General features: G+C 66.9%; 14 protein-coding genes. 8 read left to right on the top strand and 6 right to left on the bottom strand.

Going from position 1 to position 13,174, the window contains the following annotated elements; all coding sequences use genetic code 11:
* Window positions 1-8 precede the first annotated feature (8 nt).
* The 4 genes from A5688_RS07085 to phoU all read left to right on the top strand — a co-directional run bounded on the left by A5688_RS07085 (window position 9) and on the right by phoU (window position 5,209).
* A complete protein-coding gene (locus tag A5688_RS07085; protein WP_067829304.1) occupies window positions 9-1,031 on the top strand; it encodes an acyl-ACP desaturase in 1,023 nt (340 codons plus the stop codon).
* Between the two features lie 7 nt (window positions 1,032-1,038).
* Entirely contained in the window at window positions 1,039-2,172 is a 1,134-nt protein-coding gene (gene dusB / locus A5688_RS07080) for a tRNA dihydrouridine synthase DusB (RefSeq protein WP_067909975.1), read from the top strand.
* 210 nt (window positions 2,173-2,382) lie between these two features.
* Window positions 2,383-4,482, top strand: a complete 2,100-nt coding sequence (locus tag A5688_RS07075; protein WP_067829310.1) for an LCP family protein — start codon at window positions 2,383-2,385, stop codon at window positions 4,480-4,482.
* Between the two features lie 58 nt (window positions 4,483-4,540).
* A complete protein-coding gene (gene phoU, locus A5688_RS07070; RefSeq protein ID WP_067829313.1) occupies window positions 4,541-5,209 on the top strand; it encodes a phosphate signaling complex protein PhoU in 669 nt (222 codons plus the stop codon).
* A 27-nt stretch (window positions 5,210-5,236) separates the two neighbouring features.
* Here phoU and pstB read toward each other — a convergent pair whose 3' ends face one another.
* From pstB to A5688_RS07040, 6 genes are all read right to left on the bottom strand, one after another.
* Window positions 5,237-6,013 carry a phosphate ABC transporter ATP-binding protein PstB gene (gene pstB, locus A5688_RS07065; protein WP_067829316.1) on the bottom strand — a complete coding sequence of 259 codons (777 nt, stop codon included), beginning with the start codon at window positions 6,011-6,013 and terminating at the stop codon, window positions 5,237-5,239.
* 13 nt (window positions 6,014-6,026) lie between these two features.
* A complete protein-coding gene (pstA, locus tag A5688_RS07060) occupies window positions 6,027-6,941 on the bottom strand; it encodes a phosphate ABC transporter permease PstA (protein WP_067829320.1) in 915 nt (304 codons plus the stop codon).
* Window positions 6,938-7,972, bottom strand: a complete 1,035-nt coding sequence (gene pstC, locus A5688_RS07055; RefSeq protein ID WP_067909979.1) for a phosphate ABC transporter permease subunit PstC — start codon at window positions 7,970-7,972, stop codon at window positions 6,938-6,940. Before pstC ends, pstA begins: the two co-directional genes overlap by 4 nt.
* A gap of 51 nt (window positions 7,973-8,023) precedes the next feature.
* Window positions 8,024-9,148, bottom strand: coding sequence for a phosphate ABC transporter substrate-binding protein PstS (pstS, locus tag A5688_RS07050; RefSeq protein WP_067829326.1), 1,125 nt, complete (start codon window positions 9,146-9,148; stop codon window positions 8,024-8,026).
* Between the two features lie 166 nt (window positions 9,149-9,314).
* Complete coding sequence (gene mshD / locus A5688_RS07045) at window positions 9,315-10,271, bottom strand: mycothiol synthase (protein ID WP_067909981.1); 957 nt, start codon at window positions 10,269-10,271, stop codon at window positions 9,315-9,317.
* Window positions 10,268-11,047, bottom strand: a complete 780-nt coding sequence (locus A5688_RS07040; protein WP_067829331.1) for a winged helix-turn-helix transcriptional regulator — start codon at window positions 11,045-11,047, stop codon at window positions 10,268-10,270. The genes mshD and A5688_RS07040 overlap by 4 nt, the downstream gene beginning before the upstream one ends.
* A 177-nt stretch (window positions 11,048-11,224) precedes the next feature.
* Here A5688_RS07040 and lmeA point away from each other — a divergent pair, with 177 nt between their 5' ends.
* The 4 genes from lmeA (at window position 11,225) to A5688_RS07025 (ending at window position 13,147) form a co-directional block, all read left to right on the top strand.
* A complete protein-coding gene (gene lmeA / locus A5688_RS07035; protein ID WP_067829334.1) occupies window positions 11,225-12,037 on the top strand; it encodes a mannan chain length control protein LmeA in 813 nt (270 codons plus the stop codon).
* On the top strand, window positions 12,034-12,453 hold the full coding sequence (locus A5688_RS07030; protein ID WP_067909984.1) for a thioredoxin family protein: 420 nt from the start codon (window positions 12,034-12,036) through the stop codon (window positions 12,451-12,453). Before lmeA ends, A5688_RS07030 begins: the two co-directional genes overlap by 4 nt.
* Window positions 12,454-12,458: 5 nt before the next feature.
* A complete protein-coding gene (locus A5688_RS28525) occupies window positions 12,459-12,572 on the top strand; it encodes an Ms5788A family Cys-rich leader peptide (protein ID WP_431768038.1) in 114 nt (37 codons plus the stop codon).
* 104 nt (window positions 12,573-12,676) lie between these two features.
* The gene (locus A5688_RS07025) at window positions 12,677-13,147 is read left to right on the top strand and encodes a DUF4395 domain-containing protein (RefSeq protein WP_067909986.1); all 471 of its coding nucleotides are present in this window, start codon (window positions 12,677-12,679) and stop codon (window positions 13,145-13,147) included.
* Window positions 13,148-13,174 lie beyond the last annotated feature (27 nt).

Here is a 13,174-nt window from a genome sequence, read left to right as displayed (position 1 = left end):
GAGGACCTATGTCAGCCGAGCTGACAAACCTACAGCTGCTGCACGAGCTCGAGCCGTTCGTCGAGAAATACCTGAACCGGCACGAGAGCATGCACAAAAACTGGAACCCGCACGACTACATCCCGTGGTCGGACGGAAAGAACTACTACGCGCTCGGTGGGCAGGACTGGGAGCCCGGTCAGTCCCAACTCTCTGACGTCGCCCAGGTGGCGATGGTGCAAAACCTGATGACCGAAGACAACCTGCCGTCGTATCACCGCGAAATCGCGATGAACTTCGGCATGGACAACGCGTGGGGCCAGTGGGTCAACCGGTGGACCGCCGAGGAGAACCGGCACGGCATCGCGCTGCGCGACTACCTGGTGGTGACCCGCGCGGTCGACCCGATCGAGCTGGAGAAGCTGCGCATCGAGGTGGTGAACCGCGGCTTCAGCCCGGGCCAGAACCAGCAGATCCGAGCCGATCTGTTCGCCGAGAGCCTGTTCGACTCGGTCATCTACGTGACGTTCCAGGAGCTGGCGACGCGGATTTCGCACCGCAATACGGGCAAGGCGTGCAACGAGACCATCGCCGACCAGTTGCTGGCCAAGATCTCGGCCGATGAGAACCTGCACATGATCTTCTACCGGGATGTCAGCGAGGCCGGTTTCGAGGCTTCCCCGAACCAGGCGATGAGGTCGCTGCACAAGGTGCTGCGCAACTTCCAGATGCCCGGCTACCAGGTACCCGAGTTCCGCCGCAAGGCCGTCGCCATCGCCGTGGGCGGCGTGTACGACCCGCGCATCCACCTCGATGAGGTGGTCATGCCGGTGCTGAGGAAATGGCGCATCTTCGAGCGCGAGGACTTCACCGGCGACGCCGCCGCGATGCGCGACGACCTCGGTGTGCTGATCAAGGAACTCGAGCAAACCTGCGAGAAGTTCGAGATCTCGAAGCGGCGCCAGCTCGAGCGGGAAGCCCGCACCGGCAAGAGGACCACCGCCGCCGAGCTGCACAAGACCGCGGGCACGCTGACCATGAGCCGGCGGTAGCCAAGCGGTGCGCATCGGTTCCATCGCGCTCGCCAGCCCGGTGGTTCTGGCACCGATGGCGGGCGTGACCAACGTCGCTTTCCGGACGCTGTGCCGCGAACTGGAGCAAGCCAAGGTCGGCACCGTCAGCGGGCTGTACGTCTGCGAAATGGTCACGGCGCGTGCGCTTGTCGAGCGCCATCCGGCCACGATGCACATGACCACGTTCGCGCCCGACGAGTCGCCGCGCTCGCTGCAGCTTTACACCGTGGACCCCGCGACCACCTACGCGGCCGCCAAGATGATCGCCGACGAGGGCTTGGCCGATCACATCGACATGAATTTCGGCTGCCCGGTGCCCAAGGTGACCAAGCGCGGCGGCGGATCGGCGCTGCCCTACAAGCGGCGGCTGTTCGGGCAGATCGTCGCCGCGGCGGTACGTGGCACCGAGGGCACACAGATACCGGTGACCGTCAAGTTCCGCATCGGCATCGATGACGAGCACCACACGCATCTCGATGCCGGCCGCATCGCCGAGGACGAGGGAGCCGCGGCCGTCGCGCTGCATGCCCGGACGGCGGCACAGCGCTACTCCGGCACCGCGGACTGGAAAGAGATCGCCCGGCTCAAAGAGCATGTGCAGTCGATCCCGGTGCTCGGCAACGGCGACATCTACGACGCCAGCGACGCGCTGACGATGATGGCCACCACCGGATGCGACGGAGTCGTCATCGGCCGCGGCTGCCTGGGGCGGCCCTGGCTCTTCGCCGAGCTGTCGGCCGCATTCACCGGTAGCCCGCCCCCCACGCCGCCCACGCTGGGCGAGGTCGCCGACATCGTCCGCCGGCACGGGCAGCTGCTGGCCGCGCACTTCGGCGAGGACAAGGGCATGCGCGACATCCGCAAGCACGTCGGCTGGTACCTGCACGGCTTTCCGGCCGGTTCCGAGCTGCGCCGGGCTCTGGCGATGGTCAAGACGCTCGACGAGCTTGACTCCCTGCTCGACCGACTGGACGGCGCCGTGCCGTTCCCGGACGAGGCGACGGGCCCTCGCGGCCGGCAGGGTTCCCCGGCGCGGGTGGTGCTGCCGGAGGGGTGGCTGACCGATCCCGACGACTGCACGGTGCCCGCGGGCGCCGACGTCATGCACTCCGGGGGCTGAGCCGACCACCTCGAGATCGCGTCCGGACCGATAACTCAGTACGATGTGGGCTTTGTTGCATGCGCTCGGGTAGCGGATGGGTTCGGTGCCGCTGCACGGGGGTGATGAGAACTGGTTGGCACGGGCCGCAGCGCCCACAACGCAGCGTTGCGCTGAGATTACGCACGGACACGCTGACGTCTGCAGCAGAGCTTCGGAGGCCGGTAGGACATGAGTGACGCCGAGAGCGACGCCACTCGTAATGGTCGGCACCGCCCGGGCGGGGCGCACGCACACCCGATCGTGGCGAATCCCGCGCCGTTGGGCGCGGCGCCCTGGGAGCGATTCTTCGAACCGCCCGCCGATGACGGCCTGCACCGATGGCAGCCCGAGGCCCCGATCGAGCGCATCGAGCCCGTAGAGCCATACCAGGACGAGACCGAACAGGGCGGATCTCACACTGGCGGGGGCGTCAGCGTCGCCGATCTGATCGCCAAAATCGGTGCCCCCGCCCGGCCCGTTCACCACCGCGCCGCGCCCGAGGAGCCGGCGGACGAGCCGTTCGAGGCCGACCGTTCGGGCGTCGAGCCGGCCGGGGAGCAGCGGGCCTTGCCGATCGAGCTGCAGAAAACACAGGTGATCGACGACCTGGCCTACTCCCTGGACGCCGTCGCCGAGCTTCGCGCCCTCGAGGCCGCCGACTATCCGAACGACGACGACCCGGACCACGACCCCGTCGACACCGCCGCGGACAAGCCCCACCGCCGGCGCCGTCCGCTGCTGGTGGCCGCGCGGTCGACCGCGGCCCTGGCTGCCGTGCTGGCCCTGGCCATGACCGGCGGGGCGTGGCAATGGAGTACGTCGAAAAACGCCCGGCTGAATACGATCAGCGCGCTGGACCAGAACTCCAGCGACATCCGCGACCCGAGTGGACAGAACGGCGACGAGGACTTCTTGATCGTCGGTCTCGACTCGCGCCTGGGCGACAACGCCAATATGGGTGCCGGTACCACCGACGACGCCGACGGAGAACGCTCGGACACGGTCATGCTGGTCAACATCCCGGCGAACCGCAAACGCGTGGTGGCGGTGTCGTTCCCCCGCGACCTGGCGATCACCCCGATGCAATGCGAAGCGTGGAACCCACAAACCGGCAAGTACGGGCCCCTCTACGACCCGAAGACCAAGACCTACGGCCCGAAGACGATCTACACCGAGACCAAGCTGAACTCGGCGTTCGCGTTCGGCGGCCCGAAGTGTCTGGTCAAGGAAATCCAGAAGCTGTCCGGCTTGAGCATCAACCGGTTCATCGCCGTCGACTTCTCCGGCTTCGCGAAGATGGTCGACGCGCTCGGCGGGGTCGAGGTCTGCTCGAGCACGGCGCTGCACGACTACGAGCTGGGCACGGTCCTCGAACACGGCGGACGCCAGGTCCTCGACGGCCCCACCGCCTTGAACTACGTGCGGGCACGCCAGGTCACCACCGAGGTCAACGGCGACTATGGCCGGATCAAACGCCAGCAGTTGTTCTTGTCCTCACTGCTGCGGTCGTTGATCTCCGAAGACACGCTGCTGGACCCCAACAAGCTCAACAACGTCGTCAACATGTTCATCAGCGACACCGTCGTCGACAACGTGAAGTCCAAGGATCTGGTTCAGCTCGGTCAGTCGTTGCAGGGCATGGCGGCCGGGCACGTCACGTTCGTCACCGTGCCCACCGGGGTGACCGACCAGAACGGTGACGAGCCACCGCGGATGGCCGACATGCGGGCGCTGTTCGATGCCGTCATCAACGACGATCCGCTGCCCGAGGAAAACGACCAGAACGCACAGAATTTGAGTACGTCTCCGACGAAGGGCCCGTCGAAGGCGCCCACCACGAAGAAGTCGCCGGCGCCGGCGCCGGAAGCGCAACACGAGCAGGTCACCACGACCTCGCCCAGCGGGGTGACGGTGCGGGTTTCCAACGCGACCACGCAGAGCGGTCTGGCGGCCACGGCGACAACCCAGCTGAAGGGAGACGGCTTCAACGTGATGTCACCCGACGACTACCCAAGTTCGGTGGGCGCGACCACCGTGCTGTTCTCGCCCGGCAACGAAGAGGCCGCCGCCACCGTCGCGTCCTCGTTCGCCAACGCGAAAGTCCAGCGGGTTTCCGGCTACGGGCAGGTCGTGCAGGTGGTCTTGGGCCCCGACTTCAAGTCGGTCACCACTCCCTCGCCCAGCGGCTCGTCGATCAGCCTGCAGATCGAACGCGGCTCGAGCAACGCACCGGCCAAGCTGCCCGAGGACCTGACCGTCACCAACGCGGCCGACACCACCTGCGAGTAACCCCTTTTGACGGCGTTCCGCCGCCCGTTCAGGCCCGGAAGACCGTAGGCTTGACGATATGCGGACCGCCTACCACGAGCAGCTCTCGGAGTTGTCGGAGCGTCTCGGCGAGATGTGCGGCTTGGCGGGAATCGCCATGGAGCGGGCCACCCAGGCTCTGCTGCAGGCCGACTTGGTGCTAGCCGAACAAGTCATCTCCGATCACGAAGCCATCGCCGCGCTCAGCGCGCGCGCCGAGGAAAGCGCCTTCGTACTGCTGGCATTACAGGCACCGGTGGCCGGTGACCTGCGGGCCATAGTGAGTGCCATCCAGATGGTGGCAGACATCGACCGGATGGGTGCGCTGGCGCTGCACGTCGCCAAGATCGCCCGACGGCGTCACCCCCAGCACGCACTGCCCGAAGAGGTCAACGGTTACTTCGCCGAAATGGGCAGCATTGCAGTCGAATTGGGCAACAGCGCCCAAGAGGTGGTGTTGTCGCGCGACCCGGAGAAGGCCGCCCGGATTCGCGAAGAAGACGACGCCATGGACGATCTGCACCGGCATCTGTTCTCGGTGCTGATGGACCGGGAATGGAAGCACGGCGTGGCAGCCGCCGTCGACGTGACGCTGCTGGGCCGGTTCTACGAGCGCTTCGCCGACCACGCCGTCGAGGTGGCCCGGCGGGTCATCTTCCAGGCGACCGGCAAACTGCCCGAGGAAGACGCGAAACCCGCTTCGCAGTAAGGGATCACCGCGTCTGCGGCCCCGGGGCTAGCCGAACCGGCCGGAAATGTAGTCCTCGGTCGCCTTCTGAGTCGGGTTGGAAAAGATCTTCTCGGTGTCGTCGACCTCGATCAGCCGGCCCGGTTTTCCGACGGCCTCCAGGTTGAAAAACGCCGTGTAGTCGCTGACTCGGGCCGCCTGCTGCATGTTGTGGGTGACGATGACGATGGTGTAGTCCTGCTTCAATTCACTGATCAGCTCTTCGATGGCCATCGTCGAGATGGGGTCCAGCGCTGAACACGGCTCATCCATGAGCAGCACATCGGGTTGCACCGCGATGGCCCGCGCGATGCACAGGCGCTGCTGCTGCCCGCCGGACAGTCCGCCACCGGGCCGGTCCAACCGGTCCTTGACCTCATCCCACAGGTTTGCCCCGCGCAGCGAGTACTCGGCCGTCTCGTCGAGAACCTTGCGGTTGCGCACGCCCTGCAGCTTCAGGCCGGCCACCACGTTGTCGCGAATCGACATGGCGGGGAACGGGTTCGGGCGCTGGAACACCATCCCGATGGCCCGGCGAACACCGACCGGGTCGACGCCGGGGCCGTAGATGTCTTCGTCGTCGAGGAGCACGCTGCCCTCGACGCGTCCGTCGGGCACCACCTCGTGCATCCGGTTGAGCGTGCGCAGCACCGTTGTCTTGCCGCAACCCGACGGACCGATGAACGCCGTCACACTGCGGGGCAGAACCGACAGCGTCACATCCGCGACCGCGTGAAACGCGCCGTAATAGATGTTGACGGCCTTGAGGTCCAACCGTTTGGCCACTTAGTGCTCCTGCCTATGACTTCCTGGCGCCGAGGAATCTCGTTATCACTCGGGCCGCGATGTTAATGGTGGCGATCACCAGGATCAGGGTTAGTGCGGCACCCCACAACCGATCCGTCGGGATGGGGTTGAGGCTTGCGCCCGCCGACGTCTGATTGAACATCATGCCAGGTAGCGTTCCCATGAAGCCGCTGAAGATGTCAAAGTTCATCGACTGTGCATAACCGACGAGGATCAGCAGCGGCGCCGTCTCCCCCATCACCCTGGCCATCGCCAGCAGTATCCCGGTGACGATGCCGGATAGCCCGGTGGGGATGACCACCCGGGTGATGGTCTTCCACTTGGTGATGCCCAGCGCGTAACTGGCCTCACGAAGATCCACCGGCACGATCCGTAGCATTTCCTCGGTGGCGCGCACTATCACCGGCAGCATCAACAAGACCAGCGCCAGCGACACCGCGAACTGCGACCGGGGAAGACCCAGCGTGGCCACGCACAGCGCATAGATGAACAGCGCCGCCACGATCGATGGCACTCCGCTCAGGATGTCGACCATGAAGGAGGCCAGCCTGCCCAACGCGGTGCCGCCACCGTATTCGACCAGATAGATCGCGACCATGAGGCCAAGCGGGATCGAGATGACGGCGCATACCAGCCCCTGCAGCACGGTGCCGACCAACGCGTGGTAGGCGCCGCCGCCGGTCACGAATGCCGTCATTCCCGCCTGCGAGTGCGACCACCACACGGTCGACGCGATCGCCTTGAACCCCTTGGCGACCACCGACCACAGCACCATCACCAACGGAGTCACAGCGACCAGCAACGACAGCGAAACCAGTCCGGTGGCAACGCAATTCGTGACGCGGCGGCGGCGGCTGAGCGGTGAGAAGGTCCGCGACTTGAGTGGGCGGTCCAGCATCGACGTCATCGGACGCCCTTTCGGCCCGTCCCGGCGACGGCCCCCCGGGCCATGGCGTCGACCACGAAGGTGACCACGAAGAGCGTCAGCCCGGCGGCGATGTACGCGTCGGCCTGATATGGATCGTCGAATTGCGCCGCGGCCCCGGCGATCTTGGTAGCGAAGGTCGAGCCGCCGTCGAACAGCGACCAGCCGAACGCCGATTGGGTGCCCCGCAAGATGATCAGCAGCGCGACCGTCTCGCCCAGGGCGCGGCCCAGCCCCAGCATCGAGCCGCTGACATATCCCGATCGGCCGAACGGCAGCGTGACAGTCTTGACCACCTCCCAACGGGTGGCACCGAGCGCCAGTACGGCCTCGATCTGGTCCTGCGGTGTCTGGACGAACACTTCCCGGGTGACCGCGGTGATGATCGGCAGAATCATCACCGCCAGGACGATCCCACCGGTGAAGATGGTGCCGCCACCGGCGGCAGACGCGTTGCCACTGGCGAACAGGAAACACCAGCCCAGGGACCGGTTGAGCCAGCTGGCGACCGGGCGCAGCTGCGGAGCCAGCACATACAGGCCCCACGCCCCGTAGATGATCGACGGGACCGCGGCCAGCAGGTCGACCGAATACGCCAGCGGTGTGGCCACCCGCCGCGGTGCGTACTGGGTGATGAAGACGGCCACTCCCAGCGCGACCGGCATAGCCAGCGTCAACGCGAACAGCGACACGAACACGGTGACCGGCAGCAGGCTGGCAATCCCGAAGTGCATCGCCGAGGTGTTGGTGGTGACCCAGTTGCCGCCGTAGCTGAAGAAGTTCTCGCGATTGCGCTGCAGCGCCGGTATCGCGCGGCCCAGCAGGAAGGCCGCGATCGCGGCGATCACCACGACGATGAACACTCCCGACGACTGCGCAAGCCAGCGAAATACCCGGTCCGCCACATGCGGTCGCCCCTGCCCCCAGGGGCTGGTGGGTGTTGCCGGCGACCCCGGGAACGGCGCGGCGACCACCGCACCCGAACCCGCGTCGGTGGGATTCGGCGTTGTCACTGGGATCCCGCCACAGTTCTGCTGTCGCTCCTTGGCACCCGATTCAATTGGTTACCGCAACGCGTCGATCGCGGTGACCAGTCGCTCCCTGACCTTATCGGGCAGCGGCACGTAGCCGGCCGAGGAAAGCTCGCCCTGCGCGTTGTTGGCGGCCACGGCGAGGAAGGATTTGATGGCCGCCGACGTCTGCGCGTCGTAACCCTTGGAGCACACGATCTCGTAGGTGACCAGCACCAACGGGTAGACGTCCGGCTCCTCGGAGCTGTACATGGCCTTGAGGTCGAGCACCAAGTCGTCGCCCTCGGCGAGGAATGTGGCCGCCTTGACGGCGTTCCCGGCTGTCTCGTTGGTCAGCGGAACCACGCCCCCGCGGGTGGCGATCTTCGCGTAAGGCATGCCGGCCTGATCGGCGAAGCCCTTCTCGACGTAGCCCACGCTGCCCGGGGTGGCGCGCACCGCCTGAACCACGCCGGCCGACTTCTCGGCGCCCTCGCCGACGCCCCCCTGGAATTCCGTGCCGACTCCCTTGGCCCAGCTCTGCGGCGCGGCGGCGGTCAGATACTTCTGCACGTTGTCGGTGGTTCCCGACGAGTCGGTGCGGTAGATCGGGGTGATCTTGGTGTCGGGTAGCGCCGCGCCCGGGTTCAGGGCAGCCAGGATGGGGTCGTTCCACCGGGTTATCTTGCCGCTGAAGATCTTGGCCAGGGCATCGCTGTTGAGCACCAGGGCCGGATTTCCGGGCAGGTTGTAGGCGATCGCGATCGGCCCGAAGACCAGCGGCAAGTCCCACGCCGGGTTCCCGTCGCAGCGTTTGGCGGCGGGGCCGATCTGGTCCGCGACCAAGGGAGAGTCCGCGCCGGCGAAATCGACGTGTCCGGCGATGAATTGCTCGCGGCCGGCGCCCGACCCGGTCGGGTTGTAGGCCAGGGCCTTGCCCGGGCAGTACTGCCCCCAGACCCGGTTGAACACCGTGATCGCGTTCTCCTGGGCGGTGGAACCCTCCGCCGTCAGCTTGTCCTTGCCGCCACACCCCGCCGTTCCGGTCGCCGCGGAGACGCTGGGCGGCGCGGACCCGCGGCGGTTCTCATCGCTACCGCAGGCAGTCAGCGTGCCGGCACCCAGTGCTGTTGCCAACGCCACGGCGGCTAGCGCCCTGCCCTGCCTGTCGAGCCTCACCGATCTCGCTTTCTTGACGCGCCGCGAACGCATGTGGGCGCCGCCGGCCTCTCCTCATGTGAGGTTGCCAAGTCCGGACGAAAGTATGCGCCGACGCGGCCCACAGCCACGTCTTTGTGGCCAGCACCAGATTAACGACCTGGGTGAATACACCTCGTACCCGCGGTCAGTTAACCCGGGGAACAGCCGCATATGCGGTGTCGACGCTGTAGGTGGTAAAGCCCAAGCGCTGGTAGGTGCGCACCGCGGCGACGTTGTCGGACTCCACGTAGAGCATCACGGTGGGTTCGCCTGAACTTTTCGGGCCACCCAGACGCCGCCCCAACCAGTCGATCCCGACGGCGGTCAACGCCTGCCCCAGGCCACGCCCCTGCGCGGACGGATCGACGCCCACCACGTACACCTCGCCGAGGCCGGGCCGATCGAGGTGCACCTTGGTCCAGTGAAAACCCAGCAGCGTGCCGGCTTGATCGCCGCCGGAGTCGTCGAACGCGAGAAACAGGCCCGCCGGGTCGAACCACGGTTCGTTGCGCCGCTCCGCCAGTTCGACGTCCGTCCAGCCGCCCTGTTCGGGATGGTGGGCGAACGCGGCGTTGTTGACCCGTAGCAGCTCGGCGTCGTCGGCCGTGCCCATGTAGGTACGAATCTCCACCCCGGGCACCGCGGGCACGGTGTCGGGCAGATCGCGCAGCGAGCGTCGCATCTGCATGAGTTCGCGCACGGGGACCAGGCCCAGCGCCGACGCGGTCGCGCGAGCCGGCTCGAGCGTCCCGTGCGCCCAGAATCGGTTGCCTGCACCGGTTTTGGCCAACGCGGCGCGCGCCAGTGTGGACCCGATGCCACGCCGACGAGCCTGCGGGTGCACCACGAGCTCGGCCATCCCGGTCTCCCCGCCGCGCGGCGGGCTCAGATTGAGGTAACCGATGAGTTCGTCGGTGGCCGTCGTGGCGCCGGACGCAGAATTCGTGATCAGCAGATGCTCGGTGCGGTCATGCCCGAGCTCGCGCAGCACCTGTTCGCCGACGGGCGCTACGCCATCGAATTCGGTTGCCGCACCGACAAGTTCGCGTACACCCTGCTGCTGTTCGACGGTCAGCGTCCGGCGCCAGTCAAGCGAAGTCACTGCGTGTGCAACGGATCGACCAGCGGATCTTGGACGTCCTGCGATTCGGATTCGGATTCGGATTCGACGCCGTCGGAGTCGTCGGGCTCGGCAACCGGCGCGCGGCCGCGCGCGGGCCGCACCGCCTTGTAACCGACGTTGCGTACGGTGCCGATCAGCGCCTCGTACTCGGGACCGAGCTTGGCCCGCAGACGACGCACGTGCACGTCGACAGTGCGGGTGCCGCCGAAGAAGTCGTACCCCCACACCTCGTGCAGCAGCTGCGCGCGCGTGAAGACCCGCCCGGCATGCTGGGCCAGGTATTTGAGCAATTCGAATTCTTTGTAGGTGAGATCCAGCGGGCGACCCCGCAGCCGGGCGGTGTAGGTGCCTTCGTCGATCACCAACTCGCCCAGGCTCACCTTGCCGGCACTCTCCTGGTCCGCCAGCCCGCCCCGACGGCCGACTACCAGCCGCAGCCGGGCGTCGACCTCGGCGGGCCCGGTCGTGGGCAGCAGGATCTCGTCCAGACCCCAGTCCGAGCTGACGGCCACCAAGCCGCCCTCGCTCACCACGGCCAGGACCGGAACCGACCGGCCGGCCGTGCTCAACAGGCGGCACAGGCCACGCGCCGACGACAGATCTGTGCGCGCGTCGACGATCACCGCATCCGCGGTCCCAGCCTCGAGCAGCGAAGCGGGTTCTGGCGGCGCCGTCCGGACGGTGTGCGGAAGCAGGGACAACGACGGCAAGACCGGGTCGGGATGAAGCTCCGAGGTCAGCAGTAGTAGCTCCAACTAGCCCCTCCAGCTCGGGGGAACGCCATCTCCCAAATTCACAACGCCATTAAGCGTTAGTTACCAGGTCATCTAACGATAACGTGTCACCTGGTTTTTTCGCGTGGCAGACAGGCCAGTGTGAGCCCCGCCACGACCGATCCGGCGGCGACGGACTGCTGGGCGTTAGGCCACAATGTGCGGGTGCGCAAGGTGCTGATTGCTGTGACCGCGACGGCGATCCTGGTTGCGGTCCTGGCCCTGGGCGCGATTGGTTTCGACTACGGGACCAGCATCTATGCCGAATACCGGCTGTCGTCCAGCGTCCGGAAAGCGGCCAAGCTCGGCACCGACCCGTTCGTGGCCATCGTGGCCTTTCCGTTCCTTCCGCAGGCGATGCGGGGCAACTACAGCCAGGTGGAGATCAAGGCCAACGCCGTCGACCACGCGATGACCGGCCGGGCCACCCTGGAGGCCACGATGTACTCGGTCGACCTGGCCCAGGCATCGTGGCTGATCAGCCCGGATGCAAAGCTCGCGGTGGGCAGGCTGGAGAGCCGGATCATCATCGACTCGACGCACCTGGGCAGGTTCATGGGCATCAGCGACCTGATGGTCGAGGCACCGCCCAAGGAGACCAACACCTCCACCGGGGGCGTCACCGCATCGGGCATCTCGGACAGCCACGGGCTGGTGTTCACCGGGACCCCCAGATCTGCGGACTTCGATCGCCGGGTCAGCGTCTCGGTTGACCTCTCGATCGCCCCGGACGACCCGGCGACGCTGGTTTTCACTCCGACCGGCGTCCTCACCGGATCGGACACCGCCAACCAGACCGTGCCGGCGGATAAGAAAGACGCCGTGCTGCACGCCTTCAGTGGGCGGCTGCCCAACCAACGGCTGCCGTTCGGTGTCGCACCGACGACCGAGGGGGCGCGGGGATCCGACGTGATCATCGAGGGCATCACCCATGGAGTAACCGTGACCCTCGAGGCGTTCAAGCAGTCATGACCGTCATCGTCGTGACCGGCGCGGTGCTCGTCGCCGCAACCCTGGCCGGGTGGGTGCTGACCCGTCGCTCCGGACGCATCCGGCAAATCGATTCGCGGCCGGACCGAGACACCGGCGCCGACATCGCGGCGCTGGGGCTTTCCCGTACCGGGCCGACCGTGGTTCATTTCAGCGCCCCGTGGTGCGGGCCATGCGATCGGGTCCGCCGGGTCGTCGACCAGGTCTGCGCCGCCTTGGGCGATGTGGCCCACGTCGAGGTCGACCTCGACGCCAACCCGGAGACCGCACGCCGGTATTCGGTCCTGTCCCTGCCCACCACGTTGATCTTCGACCTCGACGGTCGGCAGCGGTACCGCACCTCCGGGGTGCCCAGCGCGGCCGACCTGCGGTCCGCGCTGAAACCGCTGTTGGCTTGACCGCGGTGTCATTGGGTAAGCTCACCGACGTGCCAGCCCGCCTCGAGCCCATGCTCACCCAGCGTCGCGCAGTTGACCTGTGCCGCACCGCGGGCTGTTGTTGTTGCTGTTGCTGCTGAGTAGCCGCGCTTTCGCGTAGCACTCGGAGCGGCCCCGGATCCAGACCGTGGCACGTCTCCATTCGTCGTTTCCGTCAGCAAACAGTGCATCGAGGAGTAGTACCTTGCCAAGCAGCAACACCATCGCACAGCCCGACCTGGTCGACGTGCGTGGACCACGATTCGCCGCTTGGGTCACCACCGCAGTCTTGGTGCTGGCCCTCGTCGTGTCGGCCGCAAGTCCGCCGGCCGCGACAGTGATCCTGGCCGTGCAGGCCGTCATCTTCGCCATCGGCGCGGTCGGCGGCCCGCGCAAGCATCCGTACGGGCGGATATTCGCGACCGCCGTCGCGCCCCGGCTGGGTCCGGTGCGGGATCGCGAACCGACCGCACCGCTCAAGTTCGCCCAATTCGTCGGCCTGATCTTCGCCGTGCTGGGAGCCGCCGGCTTCGCCGCCGGCGCTGTCCTGGTCGGCGTCATCGCCACCGCGGCCGCCCTGGCGGCCGCGTTTCTCAACGCGGCCTTCGGCATCTGCCTGGGTTGCCAGCTCTACCCGCTGGTGGCCCGTTTCCGGCGCCCTGCGCGCACCACCTGACCTGCTGTAACAAAAGCGAAAGGATCC

The organism is Mycobacterium mantenii (assembly GCF_001667865.1).
Lineage (GTDB): Bacteria > Actinomycetota > Actinomycetes > Mycobacteriales > Mycobacteriaceae > Mycobacterium > Mycobacterium mantenii_A.
The sequence above is the reverse complement of the archived record's forward strand: the minus strand, read 5'-3'. Positions and strand labels throughout refer to the sequence as shown.

What these genes read in the sequence shown, in the direction of transcription:
- A5688_RS07085 (WP_067829304.1), top strand. Translation starts at nt 9, where the DNA reads ATGTCAGCCGAGCTGACAAACCTACAGCTGCTGCACGAGCTCGAGCCG.
- A5688_RS07075 (WP_067829310.1), top strand. Translation starts at nt 2,383, where the DNA reads ATGAGTGACGCCGAGAGCGACGCCACTCGTAATGGTCGGCACCGCCCG.
- phoU (WP_067829313.1), top strand. Translation starts at nt 4,541, where the DNA reads ATGCGGACCGCCTACCACGAGCAGCTCTCGGAGTTGTCGGAGCGTCTC.
- pstA (WP_067829320.1), bottom strand. Translation starts at nt 6,941, where the DNA reads ATGACGTCGATGCTGGACCGCCCACTCAAGTCGCGGACCTTCTCACCG.
- A5688_RS07030 (WP_067909984.1), top strand. Translation starts at nt 12,034, where the DNA reads ATGACCGTCATCGTCGTGACCGGCGCGGTGCTCGTCGCCGCAACCCTG.